Annotated in this window: 16 protein-coding genes; 4 read left to right on the top strand and 12 right to left on the bottom strand. The window is 67.4% G+C overall.

Going from position 1 to position 14,001, the window contains the following annotated elements; all coding sequences use genetic code 11:
• Position 1 precedes the first annotated feature (1 nt).
• Both ACFSGJ_RS05530 and hisG read left to right on the top strand, forming a co-directional pair.
• Positions 2 to 1,120 carry an ATP phosphoribosyltransferase regulatory subunit gene (locus ACFSGJ_RS05530; RefSeq protein ID WP_390259992.1) on the top strand — a complete coding sequence of 373 codons (1,119 nt, stop codon included), beginning with the start codon at positions 2 to 4 and terminating at the stop codon, positions 1,118 to 1,120.
• Entirely contained in the window at positions 1,117 to 1,839 is a 723-nt protein-coding gene (gene hisG, locus ACFSGJ_RS05525; RefSeq protein ID WP_390259991.1) for an ATP phosphoribosyltransferase, read from the top strand. Before ACFSGJ_RS05530 ends, hisG begins: the two co-directional genes overlap by 4 nt.
• On the opposite strand, the gene ACFSGJ_RS05520 is transcribed toward hisG, so the two are convergent.
• The 12 genes from ACFSGJ_RS05520 to ACFSGJ_RS05465 form a co-directional block, all read right to left on the bottom strand.
• Positions 1,836 to 2,267, bottom strand: coding sequence for a DUF1489 family protein (locus ACFSGJ_RS05520; protein ID WP_390259990.1), 432 nt, complete (start codon positions 2,265 to 2,267; stop codon positions 1,836 to 1,838). The two genes, hisG and ACFSGJ_RS05520, sit on opposite strands and share 4 nt — an antisense overlap.
• Before the next feature lie 95 nt (positions 2,268 to 2,362).
• On the bottom strand, positions 2,363 to 3,445 hold the full coding sequence (locus ACFSGJ_RS05515) for a Zn-dependent alcohol dehydrogenase (RefSeq protein WP_390259989.1): 1,083 nt from the start codon (positions 3,443 to 3,445) through the stop codon (positions 2,363 to 2,365).
• A gap of 131 nt (positions 3,446 to 3,576) precedes the next feature.
• The gene (locus ACFSGJ_RS05510) at positions 3,577 to 4,956 is read right to left on the bottom strand and encodes a lyase family protein (protein ID WP_390259988.1); all 1,380 of its coding nucleotides are present in this window, start codon (positions 4,954 to 4,956) and stop codon (positions 3,577 to 3,579) included.
• Positions 4,914 to 5,744: a 3-oxoadipate:acetyl-CoA acetyltransferase gene (locus ACFSGJ_RS05505; RefSeq protein ID WP_390259987.1), complete on the bottom strand. Its 831-nt coding sequence runs from the start codon at positions 5,742 to 5,744 to the stop codon at positions 4,914 to 4,916. Before ACFSGJ_RS05505 ends, ACFSGJ_RS05510 begins: the two co-directional genes overlap by 43 nt.
• Complete coding sequence (locus ACFSGJ_RS05500; RefSeq protein ID WP_390259986.1) at positions 5,741 to 6,478, bottom strand: alpha/beta fold hydrolase; 738 nt, start codon at positions 6,476 to 6,478, stop codon at positions 5,741 to 5,743. Before ACFSGJ_RS05500 ends, ACFSGJ_RS05505 begins: the two co-directional genes overlap by 4 nt.
• Complete coding sequence (gene pcaG, locus ACFSGJ_RS05495) at positions 6,478 to 7,092, bottom strand: protocatechuate 3,4-dioxygenase subunit alpha (protein ID WP_390259985.1); 615 nt, start codon at positions 7,090 to 7,092, stop codon at positions 6,478 to 6,480. The genes ACFSGJ_RS05500 and pcaG overlap by 1 nt, the downstream gene beginning before the upstream one ends.
• Position 7,093: 1 nt before the next feature.
• A complete protein-coding gene (gene pcaH / locus ACFSGJ_RS05490; protein ID WP_390259984.1) occupies positions 7,094 to 7,828 on the bottom strand; it encodes a protocatechuate 3,4-dioxygenase subunit beta in 735 nt (244 codons plus the stop codon).
• Positions 7,821 to 8,225: a 4-carboxymuconolactone decarboxylase gene (gene pcaC, locus ACFSGJ_RS05485; protein ID WP_377405188.1), complete on the bottom strand. Its 405-nt coding sequence runs from the start codon at positions 8,223 to 8,225 to the stop codon at positions 7,821 to 7,823. Before pcaC ends, pcaH begins: the two co-directional genes overlap by 8 nt.
• The gene (gene pcaD / locus ACFSGJ_RS05480) at positions 8,218 to 9,006 is read right to left on the bottom strand and encodes a 3-oxoadipate enol-lactonase (RefSeq protein ID WP_390259983.1); all 789 of its coding nucleotides are present in this window, start codon (positions 9,004 to 9,006) and stop codon (positions 8,218 to 8,220) included. The genes pcaC and pcaD overlap by 8 nt, the downstream gene beginning before the upstream one ends.
• Positions 9,007 to 9,029: 23 nt before the next feature.
• Complete coding sequence (gene pobA / locus ACFSGJ_RS05475) at positions 9,030 to 10,199, bottom strand: 4-hydroxybenzoate 3-monooxygenase (protein WP_390259982.1); 1,170 nt, start codon at positions 10,197 to 10,199, stop codon at positions 9,030 to 9,032.
• 52 nt (positions 10,200 to 10,251) lie between these two features.
• Entirely contained in the window at positions 10,252 to 11,229 is a 978-nt protein-coding gene (locus ACFSGJ_RS05470) for a threonine ammonia-lyase (RefSeq protein ID WP_390259981.1), read from the bottom strand.
• Positions 11,226 to 12,044, bottom strand: coding sequence for an alpha/beta fold hydrolase (locus ACFSGJ_RS05465; RefSeq protein WP_390259980.1), 819 nt, complete (start codon positions 12,042 to 12,044; stop codon positions 11,226 to 11,228). Before ACFSGJ_RS05465 ends, ACFSGJ_RS05470 begins: the two co-directional genes overlap by 4 nt.
• 158 nt (positions 12,045 to 12,202) lie before the next feature.
• Between ACFSGJ_RS05465 and ACFSGJ_RS05460 the strand changes: the two genes are divergently transcribed.
• Both ACFSGJ_RS05460 and ACFSGJ_RS05455 read left to right on the top strand, forming a co-directional pair.
• Positions 12,203 to 12,631, top strand: a complete 429-nt coding sequence (locus ACFSGJ_RS05460) for an FKBP-type peptidyl-prolyl cis-trans isomerase (protein WP_390259979.1) — start codon at positions 12,203 to 12,205, stop codon at positions 12,629 to 12,631.
• Positions 12,632 to 12,745: 114 nt separating this feature from the next.
• Positions 12,746 to 13,996, top strand: coding sequence for a sarcosine oxidase subunit beta family protein (locus tag ACFSGJ_RS05455; RefSeq protein ID WP_390259978.1), 1,251 nt, complete (start codon positions 12,746 to 12,748; stop codon positions 13,994 to 13,996).
• Positions 13,997 to 14,001: the final 5 nt, after the last annotated feature.

Here is a 14,001-nt window from a genome sequence, read left to right as displayed (position 1 = left end):
CATGTCGCCCGTTCAGGCGAGCCTTGAAAAGGCCCGCATCCGCGCCGAGGCCGAAGGATTTCTGGCGGCCTTCCGTCAGGCGGGCGCCGAGCCGGTCGAGGCCGACATCCTGCAACCGGCCGAGATACTCCTTGACCTTTACGGCGAGGATATCCGGGGCCGGGCCTATGTCACGAACGACCCGCTGCGCGGAGAGATGATGCTGCGGCCCGATTTTACCGTGCCGGTCGTCCAGATGCATATGGCCGAGGGCGCCGACCCCGCGCGCTATTGCTACCTGGGCGAGGTGTTCCGCAAGCAGGAACATCGTGGCACCCGCCCGGCGGAGTTCTTGCAGGTGGGCTATGAGGTCTTTGACCGCGCGGCACCTTCTTCGGCGGATGCCGAGGTCTTCGCGCTCTTTGCCGATCTGCTGGCGCCTTTGGGTCTGCGCGCCGCGACCGGCGACATGGGCATCCTGACCGCCGCCGTGGCTGGGCTGCGGACCTCGGCGCCGCGCAAGGCCGCGCTGATGCGCCATATCTGGCGTCCGCGCCGGTTCCGGGCACTGCTGGACCGTTTCGGCGGGCGGGCGCCCGTGCCGGAACTGCGGGCGCGGATGCTGGCCCATATCGGCTCGGCTCCGGTCGAGACGCTGCTGGATCAGGCCGGGCCTTTCATCGGCCTGCGCGGCGCGGGTGAAATCGCGGCCCGCGTGGCGCAGTTGCAGGAAGATGCCGCGACCCCATCCCTTGCCCAGGGCGAGGTCGATCTGCTGGACGATCTTCTGAACCTGCGCGACAAATCTCCGGCGGCGCTGGAACGGTTGCGCGACCTGGCAGTGGACATGCCGAGCCTTTCGCCTGCGGTCGAGCGGATGGAGATGCGGCTTGCCGCGCTCGATGCGCGGGGTCTCGATGTCGCGGCGCTGGATTTCGAGGCAAGCTATGGCCGCACGACACTTGAGTATTACGACGGGTTCGTCTTTGGCTTTTACGCCGAGACCCGGCCCGACCTGCCGCCCGTGGCGACCGGCGGGCGGTACGACGCGCTGACGCGGGTCCTGGGGCAGGGGCGTTCGATCCCGGCCGTGGGCGGGATCATCCGCCCGGCGATCACCGCCGTTCTGAGGGGGGCGTGATGCTCAAGCTCGGGGTGCCGTCCAAGGGGCGGCTGATGGAAAAGACCTTCGAATGGTTTGGCGCGCGCGGGATAGAGATGCGCCGCGCCGCGTCCGAGCGGGAATATTCCGGCGCCGTGGAGGGGGTCGAAGGGGTGGAACTCGTGCTGCTTTCGGCGGGCGAGATCCCGCGCGAACTGGCGGCGGGGCGTATCCATCTGGGCGTGACGGGGTCCGACCTCGTCCGGGAAAAGCTGGCCGACTGGCCCGATCAGGTGGCGGAGCTGACGCCGATGGGCTTTGGCCATGCCGACCTGATCATCGCGGTGCCGATGGCCTGGGTGGATGTCGAAACGCTCGACGATCTCGATGCGGTCGCGGCGGCCTTCCGGGCGCGGCACGGGTTTCGCCTGCGGATCGCGACGAAATACCACCGGCTGGTGCGGGATTACCTGCGCGACAATGGCGTCGCCGATTATCAGCTGGTCGACAGCCAGGGCGCGACGGAAGGAACGGTCAAGAACCTGACCGCCGAGGCGATCGCCGATATCACCTCGACCGGCGAGACGCTGCGCGCCAACCACCTGAAGATCCTGCAAGCGCCACCCGTCCACCGGTCGCAGGCGATGCTTTTCGCCTCGCGCGCGGCAGGGTGGGAGGGTGCGCCCCTGATCGCGCTGGAAGAGGTGCTGGCACGGCTTGGCCTGCCGCTGCCGCAGGGATTCGAGCCGGAGACCTAGCGCACGCCGATCTCGGCCAGCGCCGCCGAAAGTGCGGGGGGCAGTGCGTCCTCTTGCGCGCGGCCGGGGGAAAGGTCGCGCGGGCTGTCGGCGGGGTCAAGGTAGCGCCAGCCCTGGAACGGACGGCGCGGCGCGGCCTCGGTGCGCACCACCTCGGGGTCAAGCTGCAACCCGCAGCGGCGGATGCCGTCGCTGCCCGCGATCTCTTCCAGCCCGATGATGCGCTGACGGGCAAGGATCACGCCCTTGAAGACCCAATAGATCGAGCCGCCGGCCAGCACCTCGTCGCTGCGCTTGGGCCACATGCGGGTGATGTGCAGCGAGTGGGTCCGGCCTGTTTCGGCGCGGCGCGTGGCCTGCCAGTCGATCAGGTCCTCGACCCGTTCCGCGCCCACGCAGAGTTTCAGGATGTTCACATGCCCGGCCATCGGTCCCCCATTTCCCGCGCATACCTATCGGCTCGCGCAGAAACGGCAAGGGGTGCAGGATCACCTTCCGCTGACTCACCTTCCGTCGGGTCGCATCAGAAGATGATCACGTTGCGCCGCGCGCGTCCTGCCCTGGTATCCGCGATGGCCTCGTTGATCTGGTCCAGACTGTAACGCCCCGAGATCAGCGCGTCGAGTTTCAGCCGCCCCTGACGATAGAGATCGACCATCCACGGGATATCCCGGCGCAGCACCACATCGCCCATCTTGGATCCGATCATGCCCTGGCCGAGTGCTGCGAGCATGACGGGTTCGTATTGCGACATGGCGCCTGAATGGGGCATCCCCACCATCACGACGCGCCCGCCCGGCGCCAGATAGCGTGGCGCGCTGTCATAGGCGGGGATCGCACCCACCGTGACAAAGACCGCATCGGCGCCACGCCCGCCCGTCAGGGCGCGGACCGCGTTCCACGGTTCCGCCTCGGTCGCAAGAATACCGTCCGTCGCGCCGAATTCGGTCGCAGCCTCCAGCTTTTCGCCGCTCATGTCCACGGCGATGATCCGGGCGGCGCCGGCGATCCGCGCGCCCTGAATCGCGTTGAGACCCACGCCGCCTGCGCCGATCACCACGACATTCTGACCGGGCCGGACCCCTGCGGTATTCACCACCGCGCCCACCCCCGTGATCACGCCGCAGGACAGAAGGCTTGCGGCATCCATCGGAATATCCTCGGCCAGCGGCGCGATCTGGCTGGTATGCACCACGACCTTTTCCGCAAACGCGCCGCAGGCCATCCCCTGTTCGACGGGCGCCCCGTCCAGCGTCAGCGGGCCATGCACGCGGTCATAGGGCGTTTCGCAAAAGACCGGCTGCCCGCCCGAGCAGGAGGCGCAGCCCCCGCAGGCCCGGATCAGCGTCACGAGGACGGCCTGCCCCTGCACATAGCCCGTCACGCCCTCGCCCAGGGCGGTTATGCGGCCCGCGGCCTCATGCCCATAGACGGCGGGCAGATGGCCGCCCCATGCGCCCTCGGCAAAGGAAATGTCGGAATGGCAGATCGCGCAGGCCTCCAGCGTGACCTCGACCTCGCCGGGACGGGGCGGGGCAAGCGTGACGTCCTCGATCGTCAGCGGGGCGCCGAAGCTGTGGCAGACGGCGGCGCGGATGGTTTGCATGGTGATGTCCCGGATGCGCAGGTGGTTTGCTTTGCGCTCAGGATGCGGCGGCCCACGCGGCCGCGACCGCGCGTTTGCGACAAGATCCGCCGCAATCCGGCGGCGACCTTGTCGCGCCCCGTTCTGCCCGATTATGCGATCCCGGCGGCCCGCGCCCGCGCCGCAAAGGCCCGCGCCTCTGCCGGGGCCCGACCCAGTTGCGCAGCGGGCGTCAGGCGTGCGGAAAACCCGGCATCGGGCCAGCGCGCATCGGCAAGTGCGACGAGCGAGCGCCCCTCGGCCATCGCCTGCTTGCAGAGCGCCTTGACCTCGGCCGCGGCCGCGGGGCGCGACATCCGGTCGGTCAGGGCAAAGGTCAGCGCCTCGGCATGGATCAGGCCCAGCCCGTCGTCGACCCCCGCCATCATCCGGTCGGGCACGGGGCGCAGCGCCGCGGCCTGTTCGGCGGCAAGCGACAGCGCACGGCCCGCGATCATGCACATCTGCGGCAGGGTCAGCCATTCGACGAACCAGGCCGCGCCGTCGCGCTGCTGCCGGTGGATCGCCGCGCCCTGCATGTTCGCGTTCAGCCCCACCATCATCCGTCCCAGCGCCAGCAGGACCGACGGAACGACCGGGTTCGATTTCTGCGGCATGGTCGAGGATGCCCCGCCGCCGCCAAGCTGCACCTCACCAAAACCCGACTGTGTCAGAAGGATCAGATCCTCGCCCATCTTGGCGAGGCTTGCGGTCAGCCCCGTCATCCAGCCCGCATATTCGGCCAGCCGGTCGCGCGCCGGATGCCAGCTTTCGCCCGGATCGGCAAGCCCGAGCCCCTCTGCCATCGCGGCGCGCACCGCAGGCCCCCGGTCGCCCATGACCGACAGCGTGCCGGCGGCGCCCGACAGGCTCGCGGTCAGCAGCCGGGGTTGCAGCTCGTGCAGGCGGTCGCGATGGCGCAGCAGGGGCGCGCCCCACCCGGCCACGACGGCGCCAAAACTGGTGGGCGTCGCGACCTGCCCGTAGGTGCGGGCGGCCATCGGCAGATCGGCATGGGTCTCCGCCAGGGTCGCCAGCGCGGCGACAGTCCGGTCCAGCCGCTGGGCCTGCAAGGCGATCACCTGCCGCAGGCGCAGCATCAACGCGGTTTCCATGATGTCCTGGCTGGTGGCGCCCCAATGCAGATACTGCGCGTGGTCCGGCGCCTCCATCGCCTTGCGGAAGGCCGCGACCAGCGCGGGCACCGGCACGGCATTGGTGCCCGTATCGGGGGCAAGGCCCGCCGGGTCGATCTGCATCTCCATCGCGGCGCGGTGGATGAAGGCCGCGGCGGTTTCGGGGATCAGCCCCGCGGCCCCTTGCGCCCGGGCCAGCGCCCCCTCGACCAGCAGCATCGCGCGGACCTCGGCGCTGTCGGTGAAAAGCCGCGCGATGTCCGCATCATGGAAAAGGTCGCGATAAATCGCGGAATCGAGCGCCGAGGCCGCCATCAGGGCGTCCCCAGCCCAAGGATCGCCCGCGCTTCTTGCCAAGTGGCAACTTCCCTGTCGTAGCGGTCGCAAAGCTCGGTCACGCGCCGCACCAGCGCCGCGTTTGACGGGGCGAGCGTCTCGCGGTCAAGGCGCACGTTATCCTCCAGCCCGGTGCGGGTATGCCCGCCCGCCGCGATGGACCATTCGTTCAGCACGATCTGGTTCGCCCCGATCCCGGCGCCGCACCATTCCGCATCGGGGGCGAGCCGCCGCAGCGTCTGGATGTAGTAATCGAAGATCTCCCGGTCGGCAGGCATCGCGTTTTTGACACCCATCACGAACTGGACGTAAAGCGGCGACTTCAGCCGCCCGTCGGCCGCCATCCGGGTGGCCTGCACGATATGCGAAAGGTCAAAGGCCTCGATCTCCGGCTTCACCTCATGGGCGAGCATTTCGGAGGCAAGCCAGTCCACCAGGTCGGGCGGGTTTTCATAAACCCGCGTGGGAAAGTTGTTCGAGCCCACGGAGAGCGAGGCCATGTCGGGCCGCAGCGACAACATTCCACCACGCGCATGGCCCGCCCCCGACCGGCCGCCGGTCGAAAACTGGACGATCAGGCCGGGGCAGTGCTTGCGCAGACCCTCCAGAAGCCGGGCGAAACGTTCCGGGTCCGACGACGGCGTCTGGTCGTCGTTGCGCACATGACAATGGGCAATGGTGGCGCCGGCCTCGAAGGCTTCCTGCGTGCTCTCGACCTGCTCGGCCACGGTGATCGGGACGGCCGGATTGTTGGCCTTGGTCGGCAGCGATCCCGTGATGGCCACGCAGATGATGCAGGGTTTCGTCATGGTCCCTCGGCGATCCTGACAAGCCGCGCGGCCAGTTCGGCCGGGGCAGAGAAGAAGGGCGAATGCGAACTATCCATAGTCGAAACGCGCCCTTCCGGCCAGCCCCCGGTCATCGTGGACTGGTATTCCGGCGGGATCGTGCGGTCATCGGTGCAAAGGATGTAGTGCCGCCCGACGCTGCCATAGGCATCCGTCAGCATGAGCGGCGTTTCCTGCGGCAGGATCGGCTGCGGGCAGAGCCGGGGCAGGGCATAACCCGCGATCTCGGGGCAGTCGTGATAGAACTTCTCGACCGCCTTTTCCGGGTCGATGGTAAAGGTCAGTCCGTCTGCCGACCGCTGGATCGCGTCGAGCAGGGGCTGGCGCGGCCCTGCGCGGCGCATATCGGCCAGCGACAGACCCTGCGCCGGCACATAGGCGCAGAGATAGACGAGCCGCGCGATCTTTTCCGGGGCGCGTTCGGCGGCAAGCGAGACCGGATAGCCGGCCATCGAATGGCCGACCAGCACCAGCGGCCCGTCCTCGGCGCCATCGTCCCAGGCCGCGTCGATGGCAGCAAGGATCACATCGGCGTAAAGGTCCAGCGTCACCGCCCCGGCGGGCGTCGGGTCGTCACCATGGGACGGCAGGTCGATGGCCCGCGCCCGGTGCCCCGCCGCATGCAGATGCGGCAGGACATCGCGCCAGCACCAGGCGCCGTGGCAGGACCCGTGGATCAGCAGGAACCGGGCCATCAAAGGTCGAAGAACACCGTCTCGTCGTCGCCCTGAAGCACGATATCGAAGCGATAGCTGCCCTCTCCGGTCTTTTTCGCCAGAAGCGTCTGCACCCGTTCGCGATGCTCGATCCGGTTCAGGATCGGGCAGCCGGCATTTGCCTCGGGCTCATCCTCGAAATAGATGCGGGTCTGCAGGCCCATGTTGATGCCCCGCGCCACGATCCAGAGGCTGATATGCGGCGCCATCATCCCCTGGACATGGGCCACGCGGCCCGGCTTGACCGTGCGCAGCGTCCAGTCGCCGCTGTCGAAATTCGCGGCAAAACGGCACCAGCCGGTGACGTTCGGATCTGCCGTGCCGCGCGTCTCGTTCGGCGACGGGAAAAGCCCATCTGCATCGGCCTGCCAGCTTTCGATCATCGCGTCGCGCAGGATCATGCCAGCCCCGTCGCGCACATGGCCGGTGATGGTGATGATCTCGCCCCGCGCACCCTCGCGGATCGGCGAGACGCCCAGATCGACCGGATAGATCCCCTCATTCCCGAGGAAGTTCGGCGTGCAGCCGATATGGACATACGGCCCCGCCGTTTGCGAGGGGCTTTCCATCAGGGTGGTGAGTTTCTGCACCATCTCAGAGTCCTTCCATCCGGTTCTCGAACATCGTCTGGCGGCGGCCGCGCAGCACGATGTCGAACTTGTAGGCAAGTGCATCCATCGGCAGCCCCGCATTCATGTCGAGCGGCGCGACAAGGCTGTCGATCGCCTCCTGGCTCGGGATGGTGCGGACGATAGGGCAGCGCGGGATCAGGGGGTCGCCCTCGAAATACATCTGGGTGATCAGCCGCTGGCCAAAGCCCGACCCGAAGATGCCAAAGTGGATGTGCATCGGGCGCCAGTCGTTCACGCCGTTGGGCCATGGGTAGGCGCCGGGGCGGACCGTCAGGAACTCATACCGGCCGTGTTCGTCGGTGATGGTGCGTCCGCAGCCGCCGAAGTTCGGGTCGAGCGGCGCGAGGTAACCGTCCTTCTTGTGGCGATAGCGCCCGCCGGCATTGGCCTGCCAGATCTCGATCAGCACATGCGGAACAGGCCGGCCCGACTGGTCGAGCACGCGGCCATGCACGATGATCCGTTCGCCAATCGCGGGCTGGCCGGTAAAGTTCAGGATCAGGTTGTTGTCCTGTTCGCCCAGCATGTCATGGCCAAAGACCGGGCCGGTTTCTTCGGACAGGGTCGAGTTGGTGGCGACCAGCGGGCGCGACGGCGCGCGGGTCATCGAGGTCTTGTAGCCGGGCGTATAGGCCGGCGGGTGCCAGAACCGGTCGCGCGGGAACAGCGGGCCGCTTGTGGGGCTTGGCTCAGTCATTGGCTTTCTCCATCTCGGCGAAGGTCTCCTTGGCGATCTTGAAGGCGTGGTTGGCCTTGGGCACACCCGCATAGATCGCGACATGCATCAGCGCCTCGAGCACATCTTCCTTGCTTGCCCCGGTATTCGCGGTGGCGCGGATATGCATGGCGAGTTCCTCGAAATTCCCCACCCCGGCCAAAAGCGCGATGGTCAGCATCGAGCGTTCCCGCAGCGGGATCGTGTCGCGCGACCAGACATGGGCCCAGGCGGCCTCGGTGATCATTTCCTGAAAGGGCGCGTCAAAGGGCGTCTTGGCGGCCTCGGCCCGGTCCACATGGGCATCGCCCAGGACGCGGCGCCGGGTCTTCATGCCCTGCGCGTGGCGCGGCGACGGGGCTTCAGATTGGTCAGACATGGCCGATCTCCTTCAGGAATTGCGTCAGGGTTGCGGCGTATTCCTCGGGCTTTTCCACGCAAGGGATATGCCCCGCGCCCCGGATCAGATGAAACCGCGCCCCCCGGATCAGTTCGGCCGTTTCCCGCACCAGATCGGGCGGGGTCGCACCGTCCTCGGACCCGGCGATGGCAAGGGTCGGCAGCGTCAGGCCCGATGTCGGCGTGATGAAATCGCTGCCCGCGATGGCGGCGCAGCAGCCCGTATACCCCTCCGCAGGCGTGCGGGTCAGCATATTGCGCCAGGCTGTCAGTTCGTCGGTCGCGCGAAAGGGCTTCGCGAACCAGCGTTCCATCACGCCATCGGCGATCGGTTCCAGCCCGCCGGCATTGATCGCGTCGATCCGGTCATGCCACATCTGCGCGGTCCCGATCTTGGCCGCCGTATTCGACAGCACCATCGCCCGCACCTGATCCAGCCGCTTGACGGCCAGCCCCTGCGCGATCATCCCGCCGATGGAAAGGCCGACGAAAACGCAATCGCGCACGCCCAGGCTGTCGAGCAGCCGTTCCGCATCGCGCACCAGGGCGCCCATCGCGTAAGGTCCCGGCGGGCAATCCGACAGCCCGTGGCCGCGCTTGTCATAGCGGATCAGCCGCAGGGACCGTGGCAAGAGCGGAATGACCTTGTCCCAGACGCGCAGGTCGGTGCCGAGCGAATTGGCAAAGACGACCGGCGCACCATCCGCCGCGCCATCCTCGCGCCAGTGCAGGCGGACATCGCCCAGATCGGAGATATTCATGTCAACTCCTCCCGCCTGCGGGATCAGAAGGGCAGGCCGACGTAGTTTTCCGCAAGCGCGGTCTGCGCCGCAACCGAGGATTCGAGATAGGCGAGCTCGGTTTCCTGAATCCGCTGGTCGAACGCCGTCTGATCCGGGAACCGGTGCAGCATCGTCGTCATCCACCAGCTGAACCGCGTGGCCTTCCAGACCCGGGCCAGCGCGGTTTCCGAATAGCGGTCGATCCCCTCATCCTCGCCCTCGATAAACCGGGCGATCAGGGCACGCGACAGGTAATGCACGTCGGAAAATGCAAGGTTCAGCCCCTTGGCGCCGGTCGGCGGCACGATATGCGCGGCGTCCCCCACCAGAAAGAGCCGACCCCAGCGCATCGGTTCGGCCACGAAGGACCGCAGCGGCGCGATGGACTTTTCGATGGACGGCCCGGTGATCAGCCGTTCCGCGGCCTCGGCCGGGATGCGGCGGCGCAACTCGTCCCAGAAGGCGTCATCGGTCCATTTCTCGATCGGATCATCGACCGGCGCCTGAACGTAATAGCGGCTCAGGTGGTCATTGCGCATGGAACAGAGGGCGAAGCCCCGTTCATGGTTGGCATAGATCAGTTCATGGTCCACAGGGGGCGTTTCCGACAGAACGCCGAGCCAGCCGAAGGGATAGACACGTTCATAGGTCCGCAGCACCGTATCGGGGATGGATTTGCGGCTGACGCCGTGAAAGCCGTCGCAGCCCACCACGAAATCGCAGTCGATGCGATGTTCCGTCCCGTCCCTGGTATAGGTCACATAGGGGGCATCGGTCTGCAGGTCATGGGGCTGGACGCCCGCCGCTTCGTGCACGATCAGGCCGCCCATCGCGTCGCGTGCGGTATAAAGGTCGCGCGTCACCTCGGTCTGGCCGTAGACCATGACCTTTTTGCCGATCAGCCCGTCAAAGTCGATCCGGAAGCCCCGGTTCTGCGCCGAGAGATAGGTGCCGGTATGCACGAACCCCTCGCGGTGCATCCGCTCGCCCAGGCCGGCCTCTTCCATCATCGCGACCGAGCCCCATTCGAGCACGCCCGCGCGGATGCGCTGAAGCACGTAATCCCGTGTCTGGCGTTCCAGAACCACGGTCTCCACCCCCTTCATATGCAGAAGCTGGGCAAGCAAGAGACCCGACGGACCGCCGCCGATGATACAGACCTGAGTGCGCATGAATCCCTCCCGATTCCGGTGCGAGATTGCTTCAGTTAGTTGGCAATGTCAACTACAATGTATACAGGAACCGCTTCAGCGCGGTCTCGAACATCGGCGCATCGACATTCCCGCCCGACAGGGTGCAGATGACGGTGTCGCCCTCGATCTCCGGCGCGCGGAAGAGCGTTGCGGCCAGCGCGACCGCGCCGCCCGGTTCCACGACCAGCTTGAGCCGCTGAAAGGCCAGCGCCACCGCATGAAGCGCCTCGTCGTCGCTGACGACCAGCCCGGGGCCCGCCAGACGTTGCAGGACCGGGAAGGTCAGGCGGCCGGGCTGGGGCGTCACGATCGCGTCGCAGACCGACCCCGTCAATGTGGCGTTGCGCCGGATCTCGCCTGCGTCGAGCGACCGCGCCATGTCGTCGAACCCCTCCGGCTCGGCGGTGCGGACGCGCAGGTCCGTTCCTTCCAGCGCCAGCGCGATCCCGCTGGCAAAGCCACCACCGCCGCAGCAGACGATCACGTCGGCGCGGGTCACGCCCAGCGCGGCGGCCTGCGCCGCGATCTCCAACCCCGAAGTGCCCTGTCCGGCGATCACCTCCGGATGGTCGAAGGGCGGGATCAGCGTCAGCCCCCGCGCCGCGGCGATTTCCGCGCCGATCGCATCCCGGTCCTCGGTCGCGCGGTCGTAAAGCACCACCTCGGCCCCAAGCGCGCGCGTGTTGTCGATCTTGAGCCGCGGCGCATCTCCGGGCATCACCACGACCGCCGGTGCACCCAGCATCCGAGCGGCCAGCGCCACGCCCTGCGCATGGTTGCCGGACGAATAGGCGATCACCCCGCGCGCCCGCGTCGCATCGTCCAGCGCGGTCAGCGCCGCCCAGGCGCCCCGGAACTTGAATGATCCGGTATGTTGCAGGCATTCCGGCTTGACCAGAACACGCCGTCCCGCGATTTCATCGAGGAAGGGCGAGGACAAGAGCGGCGTCACACGGGCATGGCCCGAAAGGCGGTCGGCGGCGGCGCGGATTCGGGCAAGGTCGGTCATCGGCTGCTTTCCAGAAAACGGTGGATCAGGGACAGGCTTTCGGCCTCGTCGAGAAAGGGGATATGCGGGCGGCCGGGCACCTCGGCCGTCAGCATGTCGGGGCGGCGGCGGCGCATTTCGGCGACCGTCCCGGGCAACAACAGATCGCTGTTCGCGCCCCGGATCAGCGCGAGGGGCAGCCCCGCGCAGGCGTCGAACAGCGGCCAGAGATCGGGGGCCGGCGTGGTCATGCCCGCAAGAAACGCCTCGCGCAGCGCCGGGTCATAGGTGATCTGCAACCCCTGCGGTGTGGCGCGATAGTGGATCCGCGCCTCGGCCTGCCAGCGGATCGTGGGCACATCCGCATAACCTTCCTGCCGGGCGAGCATTGCGGCGGCCTCGGCATGGGTGCGGGCGGCAGGCGGCCGGCCGACGTAATCGGCGATCCGTAGCAGCCCGTCGCGCGCGATATCCGGCCCGATATCGTTGAGGCAGAGACCCGACAGCCGCCCCGGGGCTGTCGCTGCCAGCACCATTCCGATCAACCCGCCGCGAGAGGTCCCGATCACCGCCGCGCGGTCGATGCCCAGATGATCCAGCAGGGCAAGCGTATCCGCGGCTTCTTGCGCGACGGTGTAGCTTGCCGCGCCCGACCAGTCCGACAGCCCGCGCCCCCGGCAGTCCATCCGGATCAGCCGGCAGCCCGAAAGGTGCGGCGAGAGATAGTCGAAATCGCGTGTGGTGCGGGTCAGGCCCGCAAGCGCCAGAACCGGCTGGCCGCGCCCGGTATCCTCATACCAGATGCCGGTGCCGTCAGGAGTGGTGAACCGGGGCATCGGGCCTCCTTTCGGCGCCAGACTGGCACAGCCGCAGGGGCTGCGAAAGGGGGGCTGGTTTGACATTCCGGTCCCGGGGGCTAGGCTGGGGCCCATCACCAGCAGGTAGCCCCCGGGTGCCTGTGCGACGCAGATGCAAGCCAGAGGAGACACGGGTGATGACAGAGGTGAAAACCGGCGACACCGTGCGCATTCACTATACAGGGACGCTGCAGGACGGGTCCGTCTTTGACAGTTCCGAAGGACGCGACCCGCTCGAATTCACGGTCGGGTCGGGGCAGATCATACCAGGGCTCGACGCGGCCCTGCCCGGCATGGCCGTCGGCCAGGAAAAGACCGTGACGGTCGCCGCGGCCGAGGCCTATGGACCACACGACCCTAACGGACGCCAGTCGGTGCCCCGCGATCAGGTTCCGGCGGATATCCCGCTCGATATCGGCACGACGCTGCAACTGACCCTGCCCGAGGGGCAGACGATGCCCGTCACCGTGGCCGAGGTCAGCGATGAGACGGTGGTTCTGGACGCGAACCACCCGCTGGCGGGCAAGGACCTGACCTTTGCGGTCAAGATGGTCGAAATCGTCTGACGGAATGGGCGGGTTGCGACACTTTCTGTCGCAGCCCGCCAAGGTTTGCCCGACGCGCCGTTGAAAACTGCCCCGCAAAAGGGTTGACTGCAGTCGACCGGACGGGGATGGACGATGCGTTATTCGGGCCTGCGGGTTCTATACGAAGGGCTGAGGGGAAATCGCGGCTGGACGCCCGCCTGGCGCGATCCGGCGCCCCGGCCCGATTACGACATCGTCATCATCGGCGGGGGCGGGCACGGGCTCTCGACCGCTTATTATCTTGCCCGCAACCACGGGCTGCGCAACATCGCGGTGCTGGAAAAGGGCTATCTGGGCGGCGGCAATGTGGGGCGCAACACGACGATCGTGCGCGCGAACTACTTCCTGCCGGGCAATTCCGAATTCTACAGCCACTCCCTGAAGCTGTGGGAGGGCCTGGAAAGCGATCTCAACTACAACGTCATGCACAGCCAGCGCGGGCTGATCAACCTGTTCCATTCGGACGGGCAGCGCGACGCCTTTGCCCGGCGCGGGAATGCGATGGTCAACCAGGGTGATGATGCGATCCTGCTGGACCGCGAGGGCGTGCGCGAACTGCTGCCCTATCTCGATTACGAACAGACGCGGTTTCCGATCTATGGCGGCCTGTTCCATCCCCGGGGCGGAACGGCGCGCCACGATGCCGTTGCCTGGGGTTACGCGCGCGGCGCGGACCGGCTGGGGGTGGACCTGATCCAGAACTGCGAGGTCACGGGCATCGACGTGGAAAACGGCCGCGTCACCGGGGTGCAGACCACGCGCGGCGCGATCCGCGCGGGCAAGGTCGCGATGATCGCCGCCGGGCGGTCGGGGCAGGTCGCGGCAATGGCCGGAATGCGCCTGCCGGTCGAAAGCCATGTCCTGCAGGCCTTTGTGACCGAGGGGCTGAAGCCCTGCATCGACCATGTGATCAGCTTTGGCATGGGGCATTTCTATATCAGCCAGTCGGACAAGGGCGGCCTTGTCTTCGGCGGCGATCTGGATTTCTACGCCTCTTACGCCGCGCGGGGGAACCTGCCCATGGTCGAGCATGTGATGGAGGCGGGCATGACGCTCATGCCGATGATCGGCCGGGCGCGGGTGCTGCGCAGCTGGGGCGGGATCATGGACATGACGCCCGATGGCAGCCCGATCATCGACCGCACCCATATCGAGGGGCTCTATCTCAACTGCGGCTGGAACTACGGCGGCTTCAAGGCCGTGCCGGCCTCGGGCTGGTGCATGGCGCATCTGATGGCGACCGACCAGCCGCATGAGGTCGCGCGCCGTTTCCGGCTCGATCGTTTCGCCACCGGCCATCTTCTGGACGAAGAAGGCACGGGCAGTCAGCACAACCTGCATTAGGGGTT

This window comes from Halodurantibacterium flavum (genome assembly GCF_042681825.1).
In the GTDB taxonomy this organism is placed as follows: Bacteria; Pseudomonadota; Alphaproteobacteria; order Rhodobacterales; family Rhodobacteraceae; genus Halodurantibacterium; species Halodurantibacterium flavum.
The sequence above is the reverse complement of the archived record's forward strand: the minus strand, read 5'-3'. Positions and strand labels throughout refer to the sequence as shown.

What these genes read in the sequence shown, in the direction of transcription:
- ACFSGJ_RS05505 (WP_390259987.1), bottom strand. Translation starts at nt 5,744, where the DNA reads ATGACGAAACCCTGCATCATCTGCGTGGCCATCACGGGATCGCTGCCG.
- pcaH (WP_390259984.1), bottom strand. Translation starts at nt 7,828, where the DNA reads ATGACTGAGCCAAGCCCCACAAGCGGCCCGCTGTTCCCGCGCGACCGG.
- ACFSGJ_RS05460 (WP_390259979.1), top strand. Translation starts at nt 12,203, where the DNA reads ATGACAGAGGTGAAAACCGGCGACACCGTGCGCATTCACTATACAGGG.
- ACFSGJ_RS05465 (WP_390259980.1), bottom strand. Translation starts at nt 12,044, where the DNA reads ATGCCCCGGTTCACCACTCCTGACGGCACCGGCATCTGGTATGAGGAT.
- pcaG (WP_390259985.1), bottom strand. Translation starts at nt 7,092, where the DNA reads ATGGTGCAGAAACTCACCACCCTGATGGAAAGCCCCTCGCAAACGGCG.
- pcaC (WP_377405188.1), bottom strand. Translation starts at nt 8,225, where the DNA reads ATGTCTGACCAATCTGAAGCCCCGTCGCCGCGCCACGCGCAGGGCATG.
- ACFSGJ_RS05455 (WP_390259978.1), top strand. Translation starts at nt 12,746, where the DNA reads ATGCGTTATTCGGGCCTGCGGGTTCTATACGAAGGGCTGAGGGGAAAT.
- ACFSGJ_RS05520 (WP_390259990.1), bottom strand. Translation starts at nt 2,267, where the DNA reads ATGGCCGGGCATGTGAACATCCTGAAACTCTGCGTGGGCGCGGAACGG.
- ACFSGJ_RS05515 (WP_390259989.1), bottom strand. Translation starts at nt 3,445, where the DNA reads ATGCAAACCATCCGCGCCGCCGTCTGCCACAGCTTCGGCGCCCCGCTG.
- pcaD (WP_390259983.1), bottom strand. Translation starts at nt 9,006, where the DNA reads ATGAATATCTCCGATCTGGGCGATGTCCGCCTGCACTGGCGCGAGGAT.
- ACFSGJ_RS05470 (WP_390259981.1), bottom strand. Translation starts at nt 11,229, where the DNA reads ATGACCGACCTTGCCCGAATCCGCGCCGCCGCCGACCGCCTTTCGGGC.
- ACFSGJ_RS05530 (WP_390259992.1), top strand. Translation starts at nt 2, where the DNA reads ATGTCGCCCGTTCAGGCGAGCCTTGAAAAGGCCCGCATCCGCGCCGAG.
- pobA (WP_390259982.1), bottom strand. Translation starts at nt 10,199, where the DNA reads ATGCGCACTCAGGTCTGTATCATCGGCGGCGGTCCGTCGGGTCTCTTG.
- ACFSGJ_RS05500 (WP_390259986.1), bottom strand. Translation starts at nt 6,478, where the DNA reads ATGGCCCGGTTCCTGCTGATCCACGGGTCCTGCCACGGCGCCTGGTGC.